The organism is Tepidicella xavieri (assembly GCF_004363315.1).
GTDB classification, from domain to species: Bacteria; Pseudomonadota; Gammaproteobacteria; order Burkholderiales; family Burkholderiaceae_C; genus Tepidicella; species Tepidicella xavieri.
This window is the reverse complement of record NZ_SNYL01000011.1, coordinates 1-23,183: the sequence shown is the minus strand read 5'-3', so window position 1 is coordinate 23,183 and position 23,183 is coordinate 1. Positions and strand designations below refer to the sequence as shown.

Sequence of the window (23,183 nt, the reverse complement as noted above, 5' to 3'; positions counted from 1 at the left end):
CAGCCTGCCATCATAGGAGTTCCAGCGCCACGGCGGTAGCCTCGCCGCCGCCGATGCACAAGGTGGCCACGCCGCGCTTGAGGCCGCGGGCCTGCAGCGCGTGGATGAGGGTGACCATGATGCGCGCGCCGCTGGCCCCGATGGGGTGCCCGAGCGCGCAGGCGCCGCCGTTGACGTTGACCTTGTCGTGCGGCACTTTCAGGTCGTGCATCAGGGCCATGGGCACCACGGCAAAGGCCTCGTTGACCTCCCACAAGTCCACATCGGCCACCGTCCAGCCGGCCTTGGTCAGCACCTTCTCGGTCGCGCCGACCGGCGCGGTCGAGAACCACTCGGGGGCCTGGGCGTGGGTGGCGTGGGCCACGATGCGCGCCAGCGGCCGGCTGCCGAGCTTGGCCGCGGTGGAAGCCTTCATCATCACCAGCGCGGCCGCGCCGTCGTTGATGCTGGAACTCGACGCCGCGGTGATGGTGCCGTCCTTCTTGAAGGCGGGCTTGAGCGCCGGGATTTTGTCGAGCTTGATCTTGCCCGGCCCTTCGTCGGTGCCAATCACCCGATCGCCAGCGCGGTCCTTCACGGTCACCGGGGCGATTTCCGCGGCAAAGCTGCCATCGGCCGTGGCGCGCTGGGCGCGTCGCACGCTTTCGGTGGCAAAGGCGTCCTGCTGCTCGCGGCTGAACTGGTATTTGGCCGCGCAGTCTTCCCCAAACGTGCCCATGCTGCGGCCGGGCTGGTAGGCGTCTTCCAGGCCGTCGAGCATCATGTGGTCGAAGATGCGGTCGTGCCCGATGCGGTAGCCCCCGCGGGCCTTGGGCAGCAAGTAGGGCGCGTTGGTCATGCTCTCCATGCCGCCGGCCACCAGCACCTCGTGGCTGCCGGCCAGCAGCATGTCGTGCGCGAACATGGCCGCGCGCATGCCGGAGCCGCACATCTTGCTCATGGTGACGGCGCCGGCGCTTTGGGGCAGGCCGGCCTTGAGCGCCGCCTGTCGCGCGGGGGCCTGCCCCTGGCCTGCCATGAGGCAGTTGCCGAAGATGACCTCGGTGACGAGATCGGGCGCGATGCCGGCGCGCTGCACGGCCGCGGCGATGGCCACCGCTCCCAGGTCGTGAGCGGCCAGGCTGGCAAAGTCGCCCTGGAAGCTGCCCATGGGGGTGCGAGCGGCACCGGTGATGACGATGGAATCGGGGGTCAGGCTCATGAAGGTCTCCGTTGGTGGACAAAGCGCCTTTCGCGCTCATAGGGAAAAACGTCGTGCACGTGGCCGGCCAGGATGCGTTCTTTGTGGCTCTGCCAGAAGTCCACGTCCAGCAGATCGGCATGGTGGCGCATGAACACTTCGCGCACCCGGTGATTGCCGAGCAAGAAGGGGCCGAAGGTTTCGGGGAACACGTCGTGCGGGCCGACGCTGTACCACACCTCGCCGCTCATTTCGTCGTCCTCGTCGCGCGGCGGCGGCACGCGGCGGAAGTTGCAGTCGGTGATGTATTCGATCTCGTCGTAGTCGTAGAACACCACCTTGCCGTGGCGCGTGATGCCGAAGTTCTTCCACAGCATGTCGCCGGGGAAGATGTTGGCCGCCACCAAATCCTTGATGGCGTTGCCGTATTCGATGACGGCGTGCTCGATCTGTTGCCGCGCCTGGGCGTTGTCGGGGTCTTTCTGCAGGGCGTCAAAGCACTCTTGCAGGTAGATGTTGAGCGGGATCATGCGCCGCTCGATGTACACGTGCTTGAGGAAGACCTCGATGTTGCCGTCGCCGTTGCGGTCGCCGATTTCGATCTGGCTGGGCGCGAACTTCTGGATTTCCTCGATCAGCTCGTCACTGAAACGCTCCCGCGGAAACCCCACGCCGCTGAATTCCAGGGTATCGGCCATGCGGCCCACTCGGTCGTGCTGCTTGACCAACAGGTACTTGTTGCGGATCTGCTCGCGCGTGGTGTCTTTCTGGGGCGGGTAATAGTCCTTGATGACCTTGAACACGAACGGGAAGCTCGGCAGGTCGAACACCAGCATCACCATGCCTTTGATGCCGGGGGCGATGCGGAATTTGTCCGTGCTGTGCCGCATGTGGTAGAGGAAGTCGCGGTAGAACAGCGTCTTGCCCTGCTTGGCCAGGCCGAGCGCGTTGTAGAACTCGGCTCGGGGCTTGCGCGGCATGAGGCTGCGCAGGAACTGCACGTAGGCGCTGGGCACCTCCATGTCCACCATGAAATAGGCCCGCGCGAAGCTGAAGATCATGAGCAGATCGTCCTCGCCGTGCAGCAACGCATCGATGCGCAGCAGCCCTTCCCGGCTGTGCAGGATGGGCAGGGCAAACGGCACCTCCTGAAAGCCGTTGATGAGCTTGCCCACCGCATAAGCGCCCTTGTTGCGGAAGAACAGGCTGTGCAACACCTGGATCTGGAAATTGGCGCGCAGCTTGTGGTGGTCGAACAGCGGCAGCAGGGCCTCGTGCACGCACGCGATGTCGCGCGCCAAATCTTCGAAGGGCACGCGCAGCCCGAAATCCTCCACCATGCGGCGCAGGGTGGGCTGCAACTCGTCCAGTGTTTGTGGGTAGTAGCTCCGGTAGGTGGTGTGTGACTGCGGGTCCTCCGGCTCGATGTATTCGGTGCTGATGGCCGGCCGCACGAAGATGAAGTCGTTCTGGAAGTAGCTGCGGTGCAGGATTTTGGTGGTCACCGAGTTGAAGAACGTCTCGGCCAGTTCGGGCTGACGGTGGTCCACCAGCATGCCCACATAGAACAGCTTGACCTGCTGCCACACCTCCATGGGCTGCCGCGACGCCTTGAATTCGCGCTCCAACCGCGTCACGCATTCCTTGACGCGCAAGTCGTAAAACTCGATGCGCTCGCGCTGGGCCCGCTGCTGGCCGTGCCAGTCCTGCGTTTCGAAGCGGTGCTTGGCCCGCGCGGATTCGGTGCGGAACAGCCGGTAATGGCGGTTGAAGCCGTCGATCATCGCGCGGGCGATGTCGTGTGCCAGCGTGGAGTCCAGGCGCTGTGGCAGCATGGCCGGGTTTACATCGTCTCGGCGAACAGTTCGCGGCCAATCAGCATGCGGCGGATTTCGCTGGTGCCGGCGCCGATCTCATAGAGCTTGGCGTCGCGCCAGAGGCGGCCGAGCGGGTATTCGTTGATGTAGCCGTTGCCGCCGAACAGTTGGATGCCGTCGCCGGCCATCTTGGTGGCCTGCTCGGCACACCACAGGATGACGCTGGCGCAGTCCTTGCGCACCTGGCGCACGTGCTCGGCACCCAGCCGGTCCAGGTTCTTGCCGATGGTGTAGAGGAAAGCGCGCCCGGCCTGCAGCACGGTGTACATGTCGGCCACCTTGCCCTGCACGAGCTGGAATTCGCCGATGCTCTGGCCAAACTGCTTGCGGTCGTGGATGTAGGGAATGACGTTGTCCATCACCGCCTGCATGATGCCGATGGGGCCGGCGGCGAGCACCGCGCGCTCGTAGTCCAACCCACTCATGAGCACCTTGGCGCCGTTGTTGAGGCCACCGAGGATGTTCTCGGCCGGCACCTCGACGTTCTGGAACACCAGCTCACCGGTGTGGCTGCCGCGCATGCCCAGCTTGTCGAGTTTTTGCGCCACCGAGAAGCCCTTCATGCCCTTTTCGATCAGGAAGGCGGTGATGCCACGCGCGCCCAACTCGGGCTCGGTCTTGGCATAGACCACCAGCGTGTCGGCATCCGGGCCGTTGGTGATCCACATCTTGCTGCCGTTGAGCAGGTAGTAGCCGCCCTTGTCCTCGGCGCGCAGCTTCATGCTCACCACGTCGGAGCCAGCGCCGGGCTCGCTCATCGCCAGGGCGCCCACGTGCTCGCCACTGATGAGCTTGGGCAGGTATTTTTGCTTTTGCGCCTCGGTGCCATTGCGCTTGATCTGGTTGACGCACAGGTTGGAGTGCGCGCCGTAGCTCAGGCCCACGCTGGCCGAGGCGCGCGAGATTTCCTCCATCGCAATCATGTGCGCCAGATAGCCCATGTTGGCACCGCCGTACGCCTCGGGCACGGTGATGCCCAGCACGCCCAGATCACCCATCTTGCGCCACAGGTCCATCGGGAACTGGTCGGTGCGGTCGATCTCGGCCGCGCGGGGGGCGATTTCGGCCTGGGCAAAGTCGCGCACGGCATCGCGCAGGGCGTTGATGTCGTCGCCCAGCATGAAATCGAGGCCGGGCAGTTGGGGCAGTGTGCTCATGGGGGTCTCCTGGGTATGGAAGGGTGTGGAAAAGGGGGGGCGATGTCAATACGTTTTCGGCACCGGCACGATGGTTTGCTGCATCACGGCGCAGTCGGCGCGGCGTCCATCGGGGGCCACGTGCTCGACCGTGGCGGCCGTCACGATGATGCGCCTGCCCGCTCGGAGCACGCGGCCACGGGCCTGCAGCTCCCCGTCATGAAAAGCGGCCAGAAAATTGATTTTGTACTCCACGGTGGTGACCTCCATGCCCTCGGGAGCCACGGTGAGCGCGGCATAGCCGCCGGCAATATCGGCCAGCGCCCCCATGGCACCCCCATGGAAGCCGCCTTGCTGCTGCGTGACCCGCTCGCCATACGGCAGGGCCAATACCACTTCCCCGGGCGCCACCGACACCAAGCGCACGCCCAGGTGCCGCATCATGCCCTGCCGGGCCAGGCTGGCCTGCACCCGGGTCCAGAGGGCTTCGGGGTCGGGCGTCGGCATGGTGTTCATGGGGGGTCTCCGCTGTTATTGACGTTTACGTAAACGTCAATTATGACGCAAACGGCCGACCACCTGCCGGGTGGCGGCTCACGCCTTGTCAAGCCGCGCCAACAGGGCCTTGGCCTCTTTCTCGTGCACTTTGATTTCGTCCAGCGTGGCCTGCAGGTCGGCCATCTGCTCCTCGATCTGGCGCCGGTGCTCGGCCAGCACGTCCAGGAATTTGCGCAGCTGCGGCCCAGTGTCGCGCGGGCTGTCGTACATGTCGATCAGGTCTTTGGCTTCCGTCAGGCTCAGGCCCAGGCGTTTGGCCCGCAGCGTCAGTTTCAGGCGCGTGCGGTCCCGCGCGGAATAGACCCGGTTGCGCCCGCCCGGGCCTTCGCGCTGGGGCTGCAACAAGCCCATGTCCTCATAGAAACGGATGGCCCGGGTGGTGAGGTCGAATTCCTTGGCGAGGTCGCGGATGGTGTAGCGCTGGGGATGGGCCATGGCGAATGCGGTTCGGGAATGGGGCGATGGTGCCGCCGATTGACGTTTACGTCAACGTCAACAATGTTACCCGACGCAGGGCCTGGCGGCGCTGCGCCTGATCGGGCAGCACCTGCTCCACCAGGCGCCAGAAGGCCGGGCCATGGTTCATCTCGCGCAGATGGCACAACTCATGAACGACCACGTAGTCGATGAGGTCGGGCGCGAGCTGGATCAACCGCCAGTGCAAGGCGATGGAGCCGTCGGCCTTGGCGCTGCCCCAGCGGGTGGTGGCGCGCGACAGTCGCAGCCGGCTCCAGCGCACGCCCACCTGGGGCGCGAAATGGTCCAGCCGCCGAACGAACCAGGCCTGCGCCTGGGCCTGCAGCCAGGCGTGCACCGCTTCGCGCAGGCGTTCGGCCCCACAGTCTTGGGGCAAAGCCACGCACAGGCGCTGCCCCACCTGGGCCGCGCCGGCGCCCTCGAAGCGGTGCGAAGGGTCGAGAGACAGGGTCAACGGCTGACCGAGAAAATCGACCACCGCGCCATCGCGCCAGACCATCGCCGGCGCGGGGCGGCTGGCCTGCTGGCGCAGCTTGTCCAGCACCCAGGCCGATTTGCTGAGCAGGAAGCGCAGCACCTCCGCTTCCGGCACCCATGCCGGCGCCCGCACGCTCAAGCCTTGGGCATTGACCACCAGCCCAATGGTTCGACGCCGGGCGCGGCGGAATTCGTAGGCCACCACCGCATTCTCCAGACAGCACTCCCGGTTGGCGCGGGGGTGGCGCCAGGCGGCCGGGCGGCCCGCCCGCGCCGCTGGCGCATGCCCCGCGTCGTCGAACAGGGCCAGCTGCGCGGCCATGGCTTCAGGCGCGGGTGGCGGGGTGGTCGGCATAGGCCTGCGGATCGAGTCGGCGCATTTCGGCCTCGATCCAGGCTTCGACTTCCTGCATCAGCTCATCCGGGTCGCGGCCGGCGCTGGGGATCGGCTTCCCGATGGAGAACTCCACCACCCCAGGCCGCTTGACGATGGCGCGGCGCGGCCAGCATTTGCCCGAGGTGATGGCAATGGGGATGACGGGCACCCCCGTCTGGACGGCCAGCCGGGCCCCGCCGGTTTTGTACGTGCCCTGCTGCCCGCGGGGGATGCGGGTGCCTTCGGGAAACATGATGACCCAGGTGCCCTGATCGAGCAGGCGCTGGCCCTGCTGAACGACCTTGGCAAAGGCTTGGGCCCGTTTGGCGCGGTCGATGTGAATCATGTCGAGCCGGCCCAACGCCCAGCCGAACAGGGGCACGTACAGCAACTCCTTCTTGAACACGAAGGCCAGCGGGTGCGGCATGAGCACGGGCAAGCAGAACGTCTCCCAGGTGGACTGGTGCTTGGCCAGCAAAATGGCGGGCGCGCGGGTGCCCGTGGGCAGGTTTTCGTAGCCGATGACGCGGTTGCGGATGCCCAGCATCCAGCCTGCCGCCCAGACCACCAGCCGCACCCACCCGACGCAAAGCCAGTACAGCCGCTCGCCGCGCATGAACAGCGAAGCCACCAAGGCCGTCAGGGCCCAAGGCACGAGCGTGACGCCCATGAAAAGCAGGTGCAGCCAGGAACGCAAAAGATTCATGGTTGATGATGACTCGAGACGGGAAGGTCGCCACCCGTCAGCGCGTCGGCAAACGCCGACAGATCGGCATGCACGGTCACGCCCGCCGGCAGCCCGGCCGGCAGGGGGCCATGGCGATACCGCAGGGACTTGCCGGTGAGCACCAGGTGCGTTTCGCACCCGGCAGCGGCGGCCGCCTGGGCGTCGTGCACGGAATCGCCCACCGCCACCAGGTGCGTGGCGGGCACGCCGAACCGCTGCGCGATTTGCAAAAACAGGCCGGGGGCGGGCTTGCGGCAATCGCACGCGTCCTCAGGGGCATGCGGACAGAAGAACACCGCCTCCACCCGGGCCCCGGCCAGGGTGAGCTCGCGGTGCATGCGGGCATGGATGTCGTTGAGGGTGGCCACGTCGAACAACCCCCGGCCCAGCCCGGACTGGTTGGAGGCGATGACCACCCGCCAGCCGGCATGGTTGAGCCGCGCCACCGCCTCCAGCGCCCCGGGCAGCGGCCGCCAGTCGTCGGGACCGCGCAGAAAGTCTTCCGGCTCCTCGTTGAGGGTGCCGTCGCGGTCCAGCACGACGAGTTTGAGTTCGCGGCCGTAGGGCATGGCTTTAGGCGGCCAGGCGCGAGAGATCCGCCACCCGGTTCATGGCCCGGTGCAGCGTTGCCAGCAAGCCCAGGCGATTGGCCTTGAGGGCCGGGTCGTCGGCATTGACCATAACCTGATCGAAAAAGGCATCGACAGGGGCTTTGAGCGCCGCCAGCGCCCGGAGGTTGCCCGTGTAATCGCCGGCCGTCCAGGCGGCATCGGCCTGGGGCGAGAGCTGGGCCAGCGCGTCGTGCAAGGCACGCTCGGCCGGCTCGACCAAACGCTCCAAGGCCACCTGGGGGCGCACATCGCCTTCGGCTTTCTTGAGGATGTTGCCCACGCGCTTGTTGGCCGCGGCCAAGGCCGGCGCTTCAGGCAAGGCGGCAAACGCGCGCACCGCAGCCAGGCGACGCGGCACTTCGCTGAGGCGCTGCGGGCGCAGGGCGAGCACGGCGTCCACTTCCTGGGCGCTGTAGCCCTGATCGCGCAGGCTGCCGGCCAGGCGGTCATAGATGAAGTCGGTCAGCGCGGCTGAGGGATCGGTGACCTTGTCGCCAAACACGGGTACGGCCAGCGCCAGCAGGGCCGGCAGGTCCAGCGGCAGGTCTTTCTCGATCAGCATGCGCACCACGCCCAGGGCGTGGCGACGCAGGGCGTAGGGGTCTTTGTCGCCGCTGGGCAGGTTGCCAATGCCGAACATGCCCACCAGGGTTTCGAGCTTGTCGGCCAGCGCCACGCACAGGCCCACCGGGTTGCGCGGCAGCTCGTCGCCTGCAAAGCGCGGCTTGTAGTGGTCTTCGATCGCTTCGGCGATGTCGTTGCCCAGGCCATCGTGGCGGGCGTAGTAGCCGCCCATGATGCCTTGCAGCTCGGGGAACTCGCCGACCATGTCGGTCAGCAGGTCGGCCTTGGCCAGCAGCGCGGCCTGGTCAGCCTGGCGCGCCAGCGCATCGCCGCCCAGCTGCTGCGCAATGCCGCGCGCAATAGCGCTGACGCGCTCCACGCGCTCGCCCTGCGAGCCCAGCTTGTTGTGGTACACCACCTTGGCCAGACCCTCGACGCGGCTCTCCAGCGTCTTTTTGCGGTCCTGGTCGAAGAAGAACTTGGCATCGGCCAGGCGCGGGCGCACCACGCGCTCGTTGCCGCCAATCACCGCGCTCGGGTCGTCCGGGCGGATGTTGCTCACCACCAGGAACTGGTTGGTCAGCTTGCCTTGCGCGTCCAGCAGCGGGAAGTACTTCTGGTTGGCCTTCATCGTCAGAATCAGGCACTCCTGCGGCACTTCCAGGAATTCGGGCTCGAACCGGCACACCAGCACGTTGGGGCGCTCCACCAGCGCGGTCACTTCGTCCAGCAGGGCATCGTCCTCGATCGGACGGCAGCCGCCGCCCACCTCGGCGGCGCGGGCGGCCAGCTGGCGCGCGATTTCGGCACGGCGCTCGGCAAAGCTGGCGATCACCGCGCCGTCGTCGCGCAGCGTGGCCGCGTAGGCGTCGGCGTGAGCGATCACCACAGGCGACTTGGCCGCTTCGAAACGGTGGCCCTGCGTGGTGTTGCCCGCCGTCAGGCCCAGGGCCTTCACCGGCACCACGGTCTCGCCATGCAGGGCAACGAGGCCATGCGCGGGGCGCACGAAGTGCACGCTGCTCCAGCCGGGCAGCTCGCAGTCGGTCTCCAGCTGGTAGGTCATCACCTTGGGGATGGGCAGCTGGCGCAAGGCGTCGTCGAGCGCCTTCTGCAAGCCCGCCACCAGTGTGGCCCCGGGCACGACGCTGTCCCAGTACAGGGCTTCGGCCTTGCCTTCGCCCTGGCGCTTGAGGCGGCCCAGGACGGCGGCCGCATCGCTGACGTCGGCACCCAGGGCGGCCAGTTTCTTGAGCAGCGCCGGCGTGGGCTGTCCATCCGCGCCCAGCCCGACCGAGACGGGCATGAGTTTTTGCTGCACGGTCTGATCGGGTGCCTTGGACCGCACCGCCGTGACGTGCGCCGCGAGCCGGCGCGGCGAGGCAAAGGGCGTGACGACGGCGCCTTCGCCCGTCAATCCTTGCGCTTTGAGCTGCTCGAACAGGACGCCGGCAAACGCTTCGCCCAGTTTCTTCAGGGCCTTGGGGGGCAACTCCTCCACGAAGAGTTCCACCAACAGATTTTTCGTGGTCATGGGCAGATTCCTCAGGCGGCTTTCGTGTCGGTCTGCGCCGCAAGCTGTGCGACCCACTCACGCGGCGCCATGGGAAAGCCCAGGCGCTCGCGGCTTTCGTAATAGCTCTGCGCCACGCTGCGCGCCAGGTTGCGAATGCGGCCGATGTAGGCGGCGCGCTCGGTCACGCTGATGGCGCCGCGCGCGTCCAGCAGGTTGAAGGTGTGCGCGGCTTTGAGCACCTGCTCATACGCGGGCAGCGCCAACCGGTGCTCCATGAGGTGACGGGCCTGCTTTTCGTGCGCGGCAAAGGCAGCAAACAGGAAGTCCACGTCGGAGTGCTCAAAGTTGTAGGTGGATTGCTCCACCTCGTTCTGGTGGAACACGTCGCCGTAGGTCAGGCCAGGGGCGTAGGTCAGGTCGTAGACGTTTTCCACGCCCTGCAGGTACATGGCCAGACGCTCCAGGCCGTAGGTGATCTCGCCCGTGATGGGCTTGCAGTCGATGCCGCCGACCTGCTGGAAGTAGGTGAACTGCGTCACCTCCATGCCGTTGAGCCAGACCTCCCAGCCCAGTCCCCAGGCGCCCAGCGTGGGGTTCTCCCAATCGTCTTCGACGAAGCGGATGTCGTTCTTCTTCAGGTCGAAGCCCAAGGCTTCGAGAGAGCCCAGGTACAGCTCCAGGATGTTGCTGGGCGCGGGCTTGAGCACCACCTGGTACTGGTAGTAGTGTTGCAGGCGGTTGGGGTTCTCGCCGTAGCGACCGTCCTTGGGGCGGCGGCTGGGCTGCACGTAGGCGGCTTTCCAGGGCTCCGGGCCGATGGCGCGCAGGAAGGTGGCGGTGTGGCTGGTGCCCGCGCCCACCTCCATGTCGTAGGGTTGCAGCAGCGCGCAGCCCTGGGCGTCCCAGTAGGCCTGGAGTTTGAGGATGATTTGTTGAAAGGTCAGCATGGGCTTGAGATCCATGAGGCGTAACCCTTCATTTTAGTGGCCGCCATGAGGGCGAAGGCTCAGCGCGGGCGGCGCGCGCCCACCAGCACGAGCAGCGCCAGCCCCACCAGCGGCCATTGCCCCCAGCGGCCGGCCCAGCGGGCGTAAGGGGTCAGCCCTTGACGCCCCTGCACCGTGGCTTCGAGGCGGCCGCGCGTCAGGCGCGGCAACTCCGCCTGCACCCGCCCCAGGTGATCGATGACCACGGTGGCCCCGGTGTTGGTGGCCCGCAGCATGGGGCGCTGCAATTCCAAGGCACGCAACCGGGAAATGTGCCGGTGCTGGTCGATGGCCACCGTGTCCCCGAACCAGGCGATGTTGCTCACATTGACCAGCACCGTGGGAGCCCCTGAGGCGTCATGGAAGGCCACCGCCAGCTCTTCGCCGAACAGGTCCTCATAGCAAACGTTGGGCGCGATGCGCTGCCCATTCCACTCAAACGGCGGCTGCCCCAGCGGCCCACGCCGAAAATCCCCCAGCGGGATGTCCATCATCGCCACGAACCAGCGAAACAGCGGGGGAACGAACTCGCCGAAAGGCACCAGATGGTGCTTGTCGTAGCGGTACATCTCGCGCGAGGCCGCCCACCCGGCCACCGAGTTGGTGTAGCCCTCGGTCCAGCTGCCCAGCGGCAAGCCGAGCAGCACGGCCGAACGGCTGTCGGCGATGCGCGCCAGCCAGCGCGCCCACCAGGCCGGGTCCATATCCTGAGGCAGCAGGGGAATGGCCGTCTCGGGCGCCACCACCAGCCCCCCGCCTCGGGCATCGAGCTGGCGCAGCGCCTCGGCCACCTGCGTTTCGTACCAGTCCAGCGCCAGCGGCACGCCCACGCCGGGGGTGAATTTCTCGTCCTGAGGGATGTTGCCCTGCAACAGCGCCACCGGCATGTCGCCAGCCGGCGCGGTCCAGGCCGGCAGGCGCTCGGCCAGCCAAACCCCACCCGACGGCCACCACAGCACCGGCCCCAATGCCAGCACCACCACCCCAGCCGCGATGCGCGCGCCCCATGCCGCGCCGACCAAGCGGCCCTGGGGCGACGTGGCCTCACGGCCCAGCCGTCCCAGCCCCCAGGCCACCAGCCCCGCGGCCAGCCCGGCGCTCAGCGCCCCCATGCCATACACCCCCACCCAGGGCGCCCAGGCGGCATAGGCATCGACCAAGGCATAGCCGGCCGCCCCCCACGGAAAGCCGGTCAGCCAGGTGCCGCGCGCCCATTCGGCCAGCGTCCAGCCTGCGGCAAAGACCAGCGCGTAACGCCACGGCCCGCTGCGGCGCCAGCGCCACAGCAGCGCCGCCATCCCTGCCGTGTACAGCCCCAGAAAGGCCGCCAGCGCCAGCACCGCCAGCGCCGCCAAGGGGGCCGCCAGGCCACCGTACACATGCATGGAAATGAACAGCCACCAGAAGGTCGCGGCCAGCCATGCCGTGGCAAAGCCCCAGCCACGCCAGAAAGCCGCCGCCCGCGACGGCGCCCGCCGCACGCCCGCGGCCAGCACGCACAGGGCCAGCCATTGCAGCCACGGCAGAGGCTGCCCCGCCACAGGGCCAGGCAATGGCCAAGCCAGCGCCGCGGCATGGGCCACACCCGCGGCCAGCAGGGCCCAGGCCCAACGCCCGGGCATCACGCGCCGCCGCCCGCGCGCGTGACCTTGAACCACGTCACCGCGCCGCCCTTGGTGTGCTGCACCAGAAAACGCAGCCCCCCCAGCTCGTGCTGCTCGCCGCGCTTGGGCACATGCCCCATGTCGTGCGACACCAGGCCGCCGATGGTGTCGAGCTCATCGTCGGGCAGCGCGGCGCCAAACCATTCATTGACGCGCTCGATCGGCGTGTCGCCGCTGACGCGCCAGGAGCCGTCGGCCAGCGCGAAGATGTCGCCGTCGTCCTCGGCCTCGTCGAACTCGTCCTCGATTTCGCCGACGATCTCCTCCAGCACGTCCTCGATGGTGATGAGGCCGGCCACGCGCCCAAATTCGTCGATGACGATGGCCAAATGGTTGCGGTTGCCCCGAAATTCGCGCAGCAAATCGTTGAGGCCCTTGCTCTCGGGCACGAACACGGCCGGCCGCAGCAGCGTGCGCAAATTCAGCTCAGGCGCGCGATAGAGCTTGAGCAAATCCTTGGCCATCAGGATGCCGATGATGTTCTCGCGATCGCCGTCGTACACGGGAAAGCGCGAGTGCGCCGTCTCGATGACGGTGTTCAGAATCTCCTGAAACGGCGCGTTGATGTCGATGGCATCCATGCGCGGGGCCGCCACCATCACATCGCCAGCGGTCATGTCGGCGATGCGTATCACCCCTTCGAGCATCACGCGCGACTCCGCGTCGATGATCTCGTTGTCCTCGGCGTCGGCCAAGGTCTCGATCAGCTCGTCCTTGGAGTCGGGTCCGGGGTGGATGAATTCGGCCAGCTTTTGCAGAAAGCCGCGTTTGTCTTCGGGCCGCACCGGGCGGTGCGGCGACGGACTGGGATAGGGTTCGGCCACTGACGTAGGGCGTAGTTGCGATGGCTCAAGGATACAACAGCCGCATGACAGCCCACAACCGGGCCGCGCCATCGGCCGCAAACGCCGCGTGGGTCAGACCCGCGAGCGGCCGCGCCGCATCAACCGGCCACCCCAGCCGGCCAGCCGGCGCCAGCCCTGGCGCAACCGGTGCCGACCCAGCTTGACCCAATACTGGGAACGCGCCACCTGCTCTTCCAGCAGTTCCGTCACGTTGGATTCGAAGTCCGCCGGGGGCAGCTCCAGATGGGCCTGGCTTTCCGAGCCGTCGCGCACGACCGTGGCCCCGCCCTTGCGGGCAATCGCCAGCATGGCGGCGTTCTCGCTCAAGGCGTGGATGATGAGGCGCGTCACGCCCTCGTTGCGCGCATGCCGCACGGCGCGTGCGAACAACTGCTCGCCATAGCCGCGCCCGCGGGCATGGGGCGCCACGCTGACGCCGAACTCCGCGCTGTGCCGCCCCTGCCCCTCGACCATATAGGCCAGATGCGCCATGGCGATGAGTTGCATCCGCCAGTTGAAGATGCCAAACACCTCGTCGCAATCGAAGCGCAGCCGCTCGACATAGCGACGGATGTGCTCGTCGGTGGCGGCATAGCCGAAACGCAGGTAGCGGTCGCGCTCGCCCAGGGCGAGCAAGTGCTTCAGAATGGCCGGGCGATGCTCCACCCCGAGGGTGCGGATGGGCGCCCTGACGTGCCGGGAAACAGAAGAATCGCGTGCCATGGGCGAAATATAAGGGTTTTCCCTAGATTCGGCAGCCGCCAACCGGGAAAAACACGACAAACGGCCAGGGTTTGCGCCCTGGGCGGCCGCTTGGTCGGCCACTTGGTCGGCCTGCCACAGATGGGCCTGCACCGCCTGCCACACCTCGGAGGCCTCGATCAGGCCCAGATGCCCGACCGCGTCCACGCGCCGATGCGGGGCCCCATCCAGCTCGGCCACCCCGGGGGGATAGACCACCCCATCGCAAGCCGCTGACCAGCACTCGATCCGCTGGCGCTGCGCAGGCGGCTCATCGGCCGACAGCGCCTGCAACCAGCGGCTGCCCATGCGCATCTGCCGGCCATTGGCGGTGTGGCTGAACCGCGCCAGCCAGGTGCCTTGGTGCGGCGTGCCCAGCGTGACGATGCCACACACCCGATCGGCCAAAGCCGGCACAGGCTCGCCCGCTTGCACGCAGGCTTGGCGCCAGGCCCGCCACCAGGCCCGCGCCGCCAAACCACCCATGCTGTGGCCCACCAACAAGGGCCGGCACCCGGTGTGGGCCGTCATCGCTTGCACCGCCCGCTCGATGGCCGGTGCATAGGCGTCGATATCGCCAAACACCGGCTCCAGCGTCACCGCCACGACGGGGCGGCCTTCGGCGCGAAAACGGCGCAGCCAATCCGTCCACAAAGCCCGGTTGCACAGATAGCCATGCACCAGCACGACGCCGGTGCGCCCAGGCACGCCAGCCGGCGCGCCCAAGCCGTCCGGCACGGCGGCGGCGCGAAAGGGCTGCCACCACGCAAACACCCGCAGCGCCAGCCACGATTCGCGCCACCAGGCCAGGCACCAAGCGCGCCAAGTGGGCGTCGGCCAGCCGGGCGGCCGCGGCGCCCCGCGCCCCACCCAGGCGGCCAGCAGGCTGTGCGCGGCCTGCGCCCACCACATGCCCGCACCGATCACGCACAGCCCCGCGAGCACGCCCAGCGGCGACGAGCGCCAGACCCACAGCCAGCCCACCAGCGCCAGCACCGCTGCCCCCACCCCCAGGCGTTGCCAAGCCGCCACCGTCATGACCGATTCCCCAAGTGTGCCCCGCGCGACAGTTTCTAGGGGCTTGCCCTGAGACGGGCCGCATGCCCCCCAGCCCACAATCCTGCCACGCCGACGCCTCATTTGCACAACGACCTCCCTTCTCCCATGGACAAAATCTGGCTCCGGAGCTATCCGCCAGGGGTGCCCCACGACGTGGACCCCTCCCAATACCGCTCGCTCAACGAACTGTTCGAAGCCTCGTTCCGGCAAAACGCCCGCGAGCCGGTGACCGTGTGCATGAACGAGTGGATGACCTATGGCCAGCTCGACCGGCTCAGCCAGGCACTGGGCGCCTACCTTCAATCCCTCGGGCTGAGCACGGGCGCGCGGGTGGCCATCATGTTGCCCAACCTGCCGCAGTTTCCGGTCACCATGGCCGGGGTGCTGCGGGCGGGCTACACCTGCGTCAACGTCAACCCGCTGTACACCGCCCGCGAGCTGGAGCACCAGCTCAAAGACTCGGGCGCCGAGGCCATCGTCATCCTGGAAAACTTCGCCCACACCCTGGAAGCGGTGATCGAACGCACCCAGATCCAGCACGTGGTGCTGGCCAGCATGGGCGATCTGCTGGGCTTTTGGTATGGGCACTGGATCACCTTCGCCGTGCGGCACCTGGCCAAGATGGTGCCCAGCTTCAAGCTGCCGCTCGATGGCCGTACCGTCGTGAGCTTCACGCACGCCATCGATCAGGGGCAGGCCCTCAGCCTCAAGCCGGCCGACGTGCACCACGACTCGATCGCCTTTCTCCAGTACACCGGCGGCACCACCGGGCTGTCCAAAGGCGCCATCCTGACCCATGGCAACGTAATCGCCGCCACCTTGCAGGCCGAAGCGTGGTTCACCCCGGCACTGGACAAGATCGGCGACGTGCGCAGCGCCAACCACATCATGGCGCTGCCGCTGTACCACATCTTCGCGCTGACGCTGATGCTGCTGGTCATCCGCCACGGGGCGCACGCCACCCTCATCCCCAACCCGCGCGACATCCCCAAATTCGTCGAAACGCTCAAGAGCCGCCCGTTTCACATGCTGCCGGCCGTCAACACCCTGTTCAACGGCCTGCTGAACAACCCGCGCTTCCGCCAGCTGGACTTCTCCACCCTGGTGCTCTCCCAAGCCGGCGGCATGGCGGCCTCCGAAGGCACCGCCCGGCAGTGGCAAAAGGTCACGGGCTGCGCCATGATCGAAGGCTGGGGCATGAGCGAGACCTGCGCCATCGGCACCAATAACCCAGTCACCAACACCGAGTTCACCGGCACCATCGGCCTGCCGCTGCCAAGCATCGACATCGCCATCAAAGACGACGACGGTCACAGCCTGCCGTTAGGCAGCACGGGCGAAATCTGCATCAAAGGCCCGAACGTGATGAAGGGCTACTACAACAAGCCCGAAGAAAACGCCAAGACCTTCACGGCCGACGGCTACATGCGCACGGGCGACGTCGGCATCATGGATGAGCGCGGCTACATCCGCATCGTGGACCGCAAGAAGGACATGATCATCGTCTCTGGCTTCAACGTCTATCCGACCGAGCTCGACAACGTCATCTCCCTGTGCCCGGGCGTGCTGGAATGCGCCACCGTGGGCGTGCCCGACGAGCATTCGGGCGAAGCCATCAAGGTGTATGTGGTGCGCAGCGACCCGACGCTGACCGAAGAGGCCGTGCTGCGCTACTGCCACGACAACCTCACCGGCTACAAGCGGCCCAAGTACATCGAGTTCCGCGACGAATTGCCCAAGAGCGCCGTGGGCAAGATTCTGCGCCGGGAGTTGCGTCAGAAGTGAGGTGGCTGCGGCGGCCCGGTTCTCCAACGGCTACACTGAGGGCGATTCCATGTTGCCATCAGACGCATTGTGAACGAACTCGACCTGCGCGCCGTCGTGCTGCTTTTGGGGGCGATCGGCGTCTTGACTGCCGTGGTGCTGCTTCATTTGTGGCGGCAGAACCGTTCCCTGTTGGAGGCGGCCGCCTGGTGGGGCGCCGGCCCTTTGAGCATATTCGCCGGCACCGTGCTACTGGGTCTGCGTGGGCTCATCGGTGCCCCGGTCAGCATCGTGCTGGGCAACGGCTTCATCCTTGCTGGCGCCATCGCGATGTACTTGGGCTCGTGCCGATTCTGGAACCAGCCCTTGCCACGATGGCTCTGGGTATGGCTGGCGCTGGTCGCACTGCTCGCGCTCAGCACGGTTTGGCCGCACTACCCGCTGCGGCTGACCATCGTCCCTGGCCTGATGGCCGTCGTTCAACTGGCCCATTGGCGTTTGATCTGGCGGCATGACCGGCACAGCTTCGGCGGGCGGTTCCTGATCGGCTGGTTGGCCTTCTGTACCTTGGCCCTGGCCTTCCGCGTCGCCACCGCCCACCTGGAGCGCGTCGACGCCGACCTGTTCACCCCCTCGATCTGGCAGAACATTTACCTTGCCAGTTACGCCTTTTCTTTGCTCGGCGAAACCATTGGCTTGGTGCTGTTGGGGCAGCAGCGGCTACACGCGCACATCCGTGAGTTGGCGACACAAGACAGTCTGACGGGTATCCCAACACGCACGGCCTTCTGGGAAGCCGCTGTTCATGAGTTGCAGCGCCAGCAGCGCACGGTCAAGCCAGCCGCCTTGCTCATGCTGGATCTGGATCACTTCAAACGCATCAATGACACCTATGGCCACCAGACAGGGGACGCTGTGCTACGCGATTTTGGGCAGCGTCTGAAGCGTGTTTTGCGCGCCACCGACCGGTTGGGTCGGTATGGGGGCGAGGAATTCATCGCCCTCTTGCCAGAAACGCCGGTCACCGAAGCCCTTGCCATCGCTGAACGCATCCGCACGTTTCCCGCATCGGACGGCATTCCACCTTACACCGTCAGCATTGGCCTGACCGCGATACCACCGACCGCGGCGAGCAGTTCCATGGACTCCCGCTTGGAAAGCGCCATTGGACGGGCCGATGCCGCCCTGTATCAAGCCAAAGCACTGGGGCGCGACCAGACCGTGCAAGCTGCTCTGTCACCCGCATGACCCTCCCGCACGACTCCCCAGCCCTGCCCGAAGGCCTCCAGGTCTGGGAGCGCGGCTGGCTGTCGTCCAACAGCGTGCTGATTGACGGCCCGCCTGGGCCCACCCTCATCGACTCCGGCTACTGCACCCATGCCGATCAGACGCTGGCCCTGGTGTCTGCCGCCCTGGGACAGCGGCCACTGGCCGGTCTCATCAACACCCATCTGCACAGCGACCACTGCGGCGGCAACGCCGCCTTGCAGGCCCGCTACCCCGGCTTGCGCACCTGGATTCCACCGGGACACGCCGATGCCGTGGCCCGCTGGGACATGGACACCCTGACCTACCAAGCCACCGGCCAGCACTGCCCGCGTTTCCGGCATGACGCGGTGCTGACCCCAGGCACGGCCGTGTCGCTGGGTGGGCGGGGCTGGGTCATCCATGCCGCCCCGGGCCATGACCCCCATGCGGTCTTGCTCCACGAGCCGGACAGTGGGGTGCTGATCTCGGGCGACGCGCTGTGGGAAAACGGCTTTGGCGTGGTGTTCCCGGAACTGGACGGCGAATCCGCGTTCGACGAAGTGGGTGCCACGCTGGACCTGATCGAGTCTTTGCAGCCACGGCTGGTCATCCCGGGGCACGGACGCCCCTTCGGTGGGCCAGCCGCCGTGGCCGGTGCGCTGGCACGCGCCCGCAGCCGGCTGCGGCAATTCATCGACGACCCGCAGCGCCACACGCGCTATGCCCTGAAGGTGCTGCTGAAATTCAAGCTGCTGGAGTGGCAGCGCGCACCCTACGACGCCTTCATGGCCTGGGCGCGGCAAACCCCTTACCTGGTGCAGCAGCACCGCCGTCATGCCGGCGGCGAGGCGATCGACGACTGGCTCGCCCAAATCCTGCAAGACCTGGCCACCTCGGGCGCGGCCCGGCTGGAACCCGGCTGGGTGATCGACGCCTGAGCAGGCGCGTCACACCCCCAGCATCAAGCGCAGGTTCTGCACCGCCGCGCCGCTGGCGCCTTTGCCCAGGTTGTCCAGCCGGGCCACCAACACCGCGTGGCGGTGCGTCTCGTTGGCAAAAACGCGCAGCTCCAGCCGGTCGCTGCCGGCCAGCGCCACGGCATCGAGCTTGCCGTCCTCGGTGGGCGGCAACACCGACACCACGGCACTGCCGGCGTAGTGCGCCGCCAGCGCCTCGTGCAGATCGGCGCCACGCACCTGCGCAGGCAGCATGTCCAGGTGCAAAGGCAACTGCACCAGCATCCCTTGCGGAAAGTTGCCCACCGACGGCACGAACAGCGGGCGCCGGGTCAGACCGGTGCAGGCCATGATCTCGGGGATGTGCTTGTGACTCAGGCCCAGGGCATACAGTTCGAAGGGGGCGGCGCTGCCCGCCTCGTACGCCTCGATCATGGCGCGCCCGCCCCCGGTGTAGCCGCTGACGCTGGGCAGGGTCAAGGGAAAGTCCTTCGGCATGAGCCCGGCATCGATCAGCGGGCGAATGAGCGCAATGGCCCCCGTGGCGTAGCACCCGGGATTGGCCACCCGTTCGGCGGTGCGCACCGCTTCGGCCTGCCCGGCGCACAATTCGGCAAACCCATACACCCACCCGGGCGCCACCCGGTGCGCGGTGGAGGCGTCGATGATGCGCGGCGCGCGCCCGCTTTCGGCCTTGATGGCGTCGATCATGGCCACCGATTCGCGGGCCGCGTCGTCGTGCAGGCAGAGGATGACCAGATCGGCCTGCGCCATCAACTCACGCTTGGCGGCCGGGTCTTTGCGGCGCTGCGGGTCGATGCTGAGCATTTGCACCGCGGGCACGCCGGCCAGCCGCTCGCGGATCTGCAGGCCGGTGGTGCCGGCTTCGCCATCGATGAAAACCTGAGGCATGGGCTATTCTCCTTGGGGTATGCGGCCAGTCCTGCGTCCTATCATCCGCGTGAAGGTGGTGTCAGGTTGGCAAAAGGTTTTGTGCATGGCAGCATGATACAGTTCAGGCTTCGTGTGTCCTTAGGCCTGTTGCACCGTAATCGTGGCCGTACATGCCCACGCTACCTTGCCCTCAGGGCGGACGTGTTGTGTTTGACTCTTTCAGAGAGCGATTTTCATGAAGATTCACGAATACCAAGGCAAGGAAATCTTGCGTCAGTTCGGCGTGCCGGTCCCGCGCGGCATCCCCGCGTTCACGGTGCAGGAAGCGGTCGAAGCGGCCCAAAAGCTGGGCGGCCCGGTCTGGGTGGTCAAGGCGCAGATCCATGCGGGCGGCCGAGGCAAGGGCGGTGGCGTGAAAGTGGCCAAATCCATCGATCAGGTCAAGGAACTCGCCGGCCAGATTCTGGGCATGCAGCTCGTCACGCACCAGACCGGCCCTGAAGGCCAGAAGGTACGTCGCCTCTATATCGAAGACGGCGCCGACATCCAGAAAGAGTATTACCTGTCCGTGGTGACCGACCGCGCCACGCAGAAGGTGGCCTTCATCGCTTCCAGCGAAGGCGGCATGGACATCGAAGAGGTGGCCGCCCACTCGCCCGAGAAGATCGTCAAGGTGTTCATCGATCCGCTGGTCGGCCTGACCGACGCCCAGGCCCAGGAACTCGCCGCAGGCGTGCAAATGCCTGCCGACTCCGTGGCCCAGTTCGTGGACGTGTGCCAGAAACTCTACAAGTGCTACATGGACACCGATGCCTCGCTGGTCGAGATCAACCCACTCAACCGCGACAGCAAGGGCAACATCATCGCGCTGGACGCGAAGTTCAACTTTGACAGCAACGCCTTGTTCCGCCACCCCGAAATCGTGGCGCTGCGGGACCTGGACGAAGAAGATCCGGCCGAGATCGAGGCCTCCAAGTTCGACCTGGCCTACATCAGCCTGGACGGCAACATCGGCTGCCTGGTCAATGGCGCCGGCCTGGCCATGGCCACCATGGACACCATCAAGTTGTTCGGCGCCGAGCCGGCCAACTTCCTCGACGTGGGCGGCGGCGCCACCCCTGAGAAGGTCACCGAAGCCTTCAAGATCATGCTCAAGAACCCGAAGGTCAAGGCCATCCTGGTCAATATCTTCGGCGGCATCATGCGCTGCGACACCATCGCCACCGGCGTCATCACCGCCTGCAAGGCCGTGAACCTGAACGTGCCGCTGGTGGTGCGCATGAAGGGCACCAACGAGGAACTGGGCAAGAAGATGCTGGCCGAGTCAGGCCTGCCCATCATCAGCGCCGACACCATGGCCGAGGCCGCCCAGAAGGTGGTGGCCGCCGTCCAAGCCTGAGCCCGGAAAGGAAAACGAACATGTCCATCCTCATCAACAAAGACACCAAGGTCATCACCCAGGGCATCACCGGCAAGACGGGCCAGTTCCACACCGAGAAGTGCCAGGAATACGCCAACGGCAAAAACTGCTTCGTCGCCGGGGTCAACCCCAAGAAAGCCGGCGAGAAGATCTTTGACATCCCCATCTACGCCAGCGTCAAGGAAGCCGCTGCCGAGACCGGCGCCACCGTCAGCGTCATCTACGTGCCGCCGGCCGGCGCAGCCGACGCCATCTGGGAAGCCGTGGAGGCCGACCTGGACTTGGTGATCTGCATCACCGAGGGCATCCCCGTGCGCGACATGCTGATGGTCCGCAACAAGATGAAGGCCAAGGAAGCGGCCGGAGGCAAGAAGACCCTGCTGCTGGGCCCCAACTGCCCGGGCCTGATCACGCCCGAGGAAATCAAGATCGGCATCATGCCGGGCCATATCCACAAAAAAGGCCGCGTGGGCGTAGTCAGCCGCTCCGGCACGCTGACCTATGAAGCCGTGGCCCAACTGACCGAGCTTGGCATCGGCCAATCGTCGGCCGTGGGCATCGGCGGCGACCCGATCAACGGCTTGAAGCACATCGACGTGATGCGCATGTTCAACGACGATCCGGACACCGACGCGGTGATCATGATCGGCGAGATCGGTGGCCCGGACGAGGCCGAGGCGGCCCGCTGGTGTAAGGAACACATGAAAAAGCCCGTCGTCGGCTTCATCGCCGGCGTGACCGCCCCGCCCGGCAAGCGCATGGGCCATGCCGGCGCGCTCATCAGCGGCGGCGCCGACACCGCCGACGCCAAGCTGGCCATCATGGAAGAGTGCGGCTTCAAGGTCACGCGCAACCCCTCTGAGATGGGGCGTCTGCTGAAGTCCCTGCTCTGAGGGTTGGTGCCCATCACACCCGAGGCGGCCGCTGGCCGCCTTTTTTGTGGACTTGACCACCTGGCGCCAGGCCCTCCCGTGCCCCCGTGGCGCTGGCTTCGGGGGAGGAATTGAGAGGGGTCAGTTCGGATGGGCCTCGGCCACCACGGGCTGGGGCTTGATGCGCACGGCCCACAGCACGCCGAGCACCAAGGCGGCCATGCCGCCCCAGGTCAGCATGGCGGGCCATTGCCCGCGCCAGAGGTAGGCATAACACAGGGCGGCCAGGGTTTCAAACACGATGAGTTGCCCGGCCAACGCCGTCGGCAGACGCTGGCTGGACTCGTTCCAGCACAGGGTGCCGAGCCACGAGGCCAGCAGACCCACCGCAACCATCAACGTCACGAAGAACAGCGGATCGGGGCCCAGGGGCATCTGAAAAGCCGCTCCGGTCGCCCCCATCCAGGCCCACAGCAGCAGGTAGCCCAGCAACGCCAGCGGCAAGGTGGCCAGCCCTTGGGCGGTGGCCCAGGCACGCGGGCTGCGCCCCGGATGCGCCCGCAGCCAGTCGGCGTTGCGCAAGGGGTACCAAGTCCAGCACACCACCGCCCCCACGGCCAAGACGGCACCCAAGGCATAGCGGCTCAGGGAGGCGTCATCGCTGGCCCGCACGGCGCCCATTTCCACATGATTGACCATGCCGATGCCCAACAGCATCAGCCCCAGCGGCCAGACCAGCCGCGCCCAGGGCAGGCGGCCATCGCGTCGGGCATTGCGCAGATTGGCTGCCACGGCGATCACCACCGGCAGGGTGCCGATCATCATCGTCGTCAGCGGCCCTCCGGTGCGCTGGATGGAACTGGCCAAAAACGTGTAGTAGAGCAGGTTGCCGACGGCGGCGAGTTTGAGGGCTTCGAGCCAGTCGCCTCGTGTCAGACCGCGGAGTTGGCGCCGGTCCACCCAGGCCAGCGGCAGGCACAGCAGGCCGAAAGCCAGATACCGGCCCACCGCTTGTAGGGCAGCCGGGTAGTCGGGCAGCATGAGGGGGGCAACGAATACCAGCCCCCACAACAAACCTGCTGCCAACGCAAATGCGACCCCGACCGCCATGGCCTCCCCCTTCGATGCCCGAAAAATTTAGGGTATACGGATTTAATGGTTGATGGGGCACCTTCACCCCATCAATCTGATACCACCCTCAGATGGTTGATAGATCGACTCCGTAGTTGAGTTCC

The 23,183-nt window shown here is 66.7% G+C and carries 20 protein-coding genes; 5 read left to right on the top strand and 15 right to left on the bottom strand.

All coding sequences use genetic code 11. From position 1 onward, the window contains the following. Window positions 1-10: 10 nt before the first annotated feature. From DFR43_RS09760 to DFR43_RS13970, 13 genes are all read right to left on the bottom strand, one after another. Window positions 11-1,201 (bottom strand): acetyl-CoA C-acyltransferase, encoded by a 1,191-nt coding sequence (locus DFR43_RS09760; protein ID WP_133598124.1) that lies wholly within the window; start codon window positions 1,199-1,201, stop codon window positions 11-13. Beyond that, window positions 1,198-3,015 carry a bifunctional isocitrate dehydrogenase kinase/phosphatase gene (gene aceK / locus DFR43_RS09755; RefSeq protein WP_133598122.1) on the bottom strand — a complete coding sequence of 606 codons (1,818 nt, stop codon included), beginning with the start codon at window positions 3,013-3,015 and terminating at the stop codon, window positions 1,198-1,200. The genes DFR43_RS09760 and aceK overlap by 4 nt, the downstream gene beginning before the upstream one ends. 8 nt (window positions 3,016-3,023) lie before the next feature. Next, window positions 3,024-4,214: an isovaleryl-CoA dehydrogenase gene (locus DFR43_RS09750; RefSeq protein WP_133598120.1), complete on the bottom strand. Its 1,191-nt coding sequence runs from the start codon at window positions 4,212-4,214 to the stop codon at window positions 3,024-3,026. Between the two features lie 45 nt (window positions 4,215-4,259). After that, a complete protein-coding gene (locus DFR43_RS09745) occupies window positions 4,260-4,709 on the bottom strand; it encodes a PaaI family thioesterase (protein WP_425471087.1) in 450 nt (149 codons plus the stop codon). 78 nt (window positions 4,710-4,787) lie between these two features. Next, window positions 4,788-5,186 carry a MerR family transcriptional regulator gene (locus DFR43_RS09740; RefSeq protein WP_133598118.1) on the bottom strand — a complete coding sequence of 133 codons (399 nt, stop codon included), beginning with the start codon at window positions 5,184-5,186 and terminating at the stop codon, window positions 4,788-4,790. A gap of 46 nt (window positions 5,187-5,232) precedes the next feature. Then, complete coding sequence (locus DFR43_RS09735; protein ID WP_164499725.1) at window positions 5,233-6,027, bottom strand: M48 family metallopeptidase; 795 nt, start codon at window positions 6,025-6,027, stop codon at window positions 5,233-5,235. 4 nt (window positions 6,028-6,031) lie between these two features. After that, entirely contained in the window at window positions 6,032-6,787 is a 756-nt protein-coding gene (locus tag DFR43_RS09730) for a lysophospholipid acyltransferase family protein (protein ID WP_133598116.1), read from the bottom strand. Continuing rightward, the gene (gmhB, locus tag DFR43_RS09725) at window positions 6,784-7,377 is read right to left on the bottom strand and encodes a D-glycero-beta-D-manno-heptose 1,7-bisphosphate 7-phosphatase (protein WP_133598114.1); all 594 of its coding nucleotides are present in this window, start codon (window positions 7,375-7,377) and stop codon (window positions 6,784-6,786) included. The genes DFR43_RS09730 and gmhB overlap by 4 nt, the downstream gene beginning before the upstream one ends. A 4-nt stretch (window positions 7,378-7,381) precedes the next feature. After that, window positions 7,382-9,517 carry a glycine--tRNA ligase subunit beta gene (gene glyS / locus DFR43_RS09720; RefSeq protein ID WP_133598112.1) on the bottom strand — a complete coding sequence of 712 codons (2,136 nt, stop codon included), beginning with the start codon at window positions 9,515-9,517 and terminating at the stop codon, window positions 7,382-7,384. A gap of 11 nt (window positions 9,518-9,528) precedes the next feature. After that, window positions 9,529-10,446 (bottom strand): glycine--tRNA ligase subunit alpha, encoded by a 918-nt coding sequence (glyQ, locus tag DFR43_RS09715; protein ID WP_133598110.1) that lies wholly within the window; start codon window positions 10,444-10,446, stop codon window positions 9,529-9,531. A gap of 59 nt (window positions 10,447-10,505) precedes the next feature. Continuing rightward, window positions 10,506-12,107 (bottom strand): apolipoprotein N-acyltransferase, encoded by a 1,602-nt coding sequence (gene lnt, locus DFR43_RS09710; RefSeq protein ID WP_133598108.1) that lies wholly within the window; start codon window positions 12,105-12,107, stop codon window positions 10,506-10,508. Further along, entirely contained in the window at window positions 12,107-12,973 is an 867-nt protein-coding gene (locus DFR43_RS09705; RefSeq protein WP_245988893.1) for a CorC family transporter, read from the bottom strand. Before DFR43_RS09705 ends, lnt begins: the two co-directional genes overlap by 1 nt. 93 nt (window positions 12,974-13,066) lie before the next feature. Next, window positions 13,067-14,773: a GNAT family N-acetyltransferase gene (locus DFR43_RS13970; protein ID WP_425471086.1), complete on the bottom strand. Its 1,707-nt coding sequence runs from the start codon at window positions 14,771-14,773 to the stop codon at window positions 13,067-13,069. A gap of 126 nt (window positions 14,774-14,899) precedes the next feature. Between DFR43_RS13970 and DFR43_RS09690 the strand changes: the two genes are divergently transcribed. The 3 genes from DFR43_RS09690 to DFR43_RS09680 all read left to right on the top strand — a co-directional run bounded on the left by DFR43_RS09690 (window position 14,900) and on the right by DFR43_RS09680 (window position 18,744). Continuing rightward, window positions 14,900-16,579, top strand: a complete 1,680-nt coding sequence (locus tag DFR43_RS09690; RefSeq protein ID WP_133598104.1) for an AMP-binding protein — start codon at window positions 14,900-14,902, stop codon at window positions 16,577-16,579. Window positions 16,580-16,648: 69 nt separating this feature from the next. Beyond that, complete coding sequence (locus DFR43_RS09685; protein WP_133598102.1) at window positions 16,649-17,806, top strand: GGDEF domain-containing protein; 1,158 nt, start codon at window positions 16,649-16,651, stop codon at window positions 17,804-17,806. Continuing rightward, on the top strand, window positions 17,803-18,744 hold the full coding sequence (locus DFR43_RS09680) for an MBL fold metallo-hydrolase (RefSeq protein WP_133598100.1): 942 nt from the start codon (window positions 17,803-17,805) through the stop codon (window positions 18,742-18,744). The genes DFR43_RS09685 and DFR43_RS09680 overlap by 4 nt, the downstream gene beginning before the upstream one ends. Before the next feature lie 9 nt (window positions 18,745-18,753). Here DFR43_RS09680 and argC read toward each other — a convergent pair whose 3' ends face one another. Continuing rightward, window positions 18,754-19,674 (bottom strand): N-acetyl-gamma-glutamyl-phosphate reductase, encoded by a 921-nt coding sequence (argC, locus tag DFR43_RS09675; RefSeq protein WP_133598098.1) that lies wholly within the window; start codon window positions 19,672-19,674, stop codon window positions 18,754-18,756. A gap of 217 nt (window positions 19,675-19,891) precedes the next feature. Here argC and sucC point away from each other — a divergent pair, with 217 nt between their 5' ends. Together sucC and sucD are read left to right on the top strand one after the other, a co-directional pair. Continuing rightward, a complete protein-coding gene (gene sucC, locus DFR43_RS09670) occupies window positions 19,892-21,055 on the top strand; it encodes an ADP-forming succinate--CoA ligase subunit beta (protein WP_133598096.1) in 1,164 nt (387 codons plus the stop codon). A gap of 20 nt (window positions 21,056-21,075) precedes the next feature. Further along, window positions 21,076-21,969, top strand: a complete 894-nt coding sequence (gene sucD / locus DFR43_RS09665; RefSeq protein WP_133598093.1) for a succinate--CoA ligase subunit alpha — start codon at window positions 21,076-21,078, stop codon at window positions 21,967-21,969. Between the two features lie 120 nt (window positions 21,970-22,089). Here the strand turns inward: sucD and DFR43_RS09660 are convergent, their stop codons facing one another. Further along, window positions 22,090-23,058: a DMT family transporter gene (locus DFR43_RS09660; protein WP_133598090.1), complete on the bottom strand. Its 969-nt coding sequence runs from the start codon at window positions 23,056-23,058 to the stop codon at window positions 22,090-22,092. Between the last annotated feature and the right edge of the window lie 125 nt (window positions 23,059-23,183).

Excerpts from the sequence above, each read along its gene's own strand:
- gmhB (WP_133598114.1), bottom strand. The coding sequence starts at position 7,377 with ATGCCCTACGGCCGCGAACTCAAACTCGTCGTGCTGGACCGCGACGGC.
- glyS (WP_133598112.1), bottom strand. The coding sequence starts at position 9,517 with ATGACCACGAAAAATCTGTTGGTGGAACTCTTCGTGGAGGAGTTGCCC.
- DFR43_RS09730 (WP_133598116.1), bottom strand. The coding sequence starts at position 6,787 with ATGAATCTTTTGCGTTCCTGGCTGCACCTGCTTTTCATGGGCGTCACG.
- DFR43_RS09680 (WP_133598100.1), top strand. The coding sequence starts at position 17,803 with ATGACCCTCCCGCACGACTCCCCAGCCCTGCCCGAAGGCCTCCAGGTC.
- DFR43_RS09740 (WP_133598118.1), bottom strand. The coding sequence starts at position 5,186 with ATGGCCCATCCCCAGCGCTACACCATCCGCGACCTCGCCAAGGAATTC.
- argC (WP_133598098.1), bottom strand. The coding sequence starts at position 19,674 with ATGCCTCAGGTTTTCATCGATGGCGAAGCCGGCACCACCGGCCTGCAG.
- DFR43_RS09735 (WP_164499725.1), bottom strand. The coding sequence starts at position 6,027 with ATGGCCGCGCAGCTGGCCCTGTTCGACGACGCGGGGCATGCGCCAGCG.
- sucC (WP_133598096.1), top strand. The coding sequence starts at position 19,892 with ATGAAGATTCACGAATACCAAGGCAAGGAAATCTTGCGTCAGTTCGGC.
- DFR43_RS09690 (WP_133598104.1), top strand. The coding sequence starts at position 14,900 with ATGGACAAAATCTGGCTCCGGAGCTATCCGCCAGGGGTGCCCCACGAC.
- sucD (WP_133598093.1), top strand. The coding sequence starts at position 21,076 with ATGTCCATCCTCATCAACAAAGACACCAAGGTCATCACCCAGGGCATC.
- aceK (WP_133598122.1), bottom strand. The coding sequence starts at position 3,015 with ATGCTGCCACAGCGCCTGGACTCCACGCTGGCACACGACATCGCCCGC.
- DFR43_RS13970 (WP_425471086.1), bottom strand. The coding sequence starts at position 14,773 with ATGACGGTGGCGGCTTGGCAACGCCTGGGGGTGGGGGCAGCGGTGCTG.
- DFR43_RS09660 (WP_133598090.1), bottom strand. The coding sequence starts at position 23,058 with ATGGCGGTCGGGGTCGCATTTGCGTTGGCAGCAGGTTTGTTGTGGGGG.
- DFR43_RS09745 (WP_425471087.1), bottom strand. The coding sequence starts at position 4,709 with ATGAACACCATGCCGACGCCCGACCCCGAAGCCCTCTGGACCCGGGTG.
- glyQ (WP_133598110.1), bottom strand. The coding sequence starts at position 10,446 with ATGCTGACCTTTCAACAAATCATCCTCAAACTCCAGGCCTACTGGGAC.
- lnt (WP_133598108.1), bottom strand. The coding sequence starts at position 12,107 with ATGCCCGGGCGTTGGGCCTGGGCCCTGCTGGCCGCGGGTGTGGCCCAT.
- DFR43_RS09760 (WP_133598124.1), bottom strand. The coding sequence starts at position 1,201 with ATGAGCCTGACCCCCGATTCCATCGTCATCACCGGTGCCGCTCGCACC.
- DFR43_RS09750 (WP_133598120.1), bottom strand. The coding sequence starts at position 4,214 with ATGAGCACACTGCCCCAACTGCCCGGCCTCGATTTCATGCTGGGCGAC.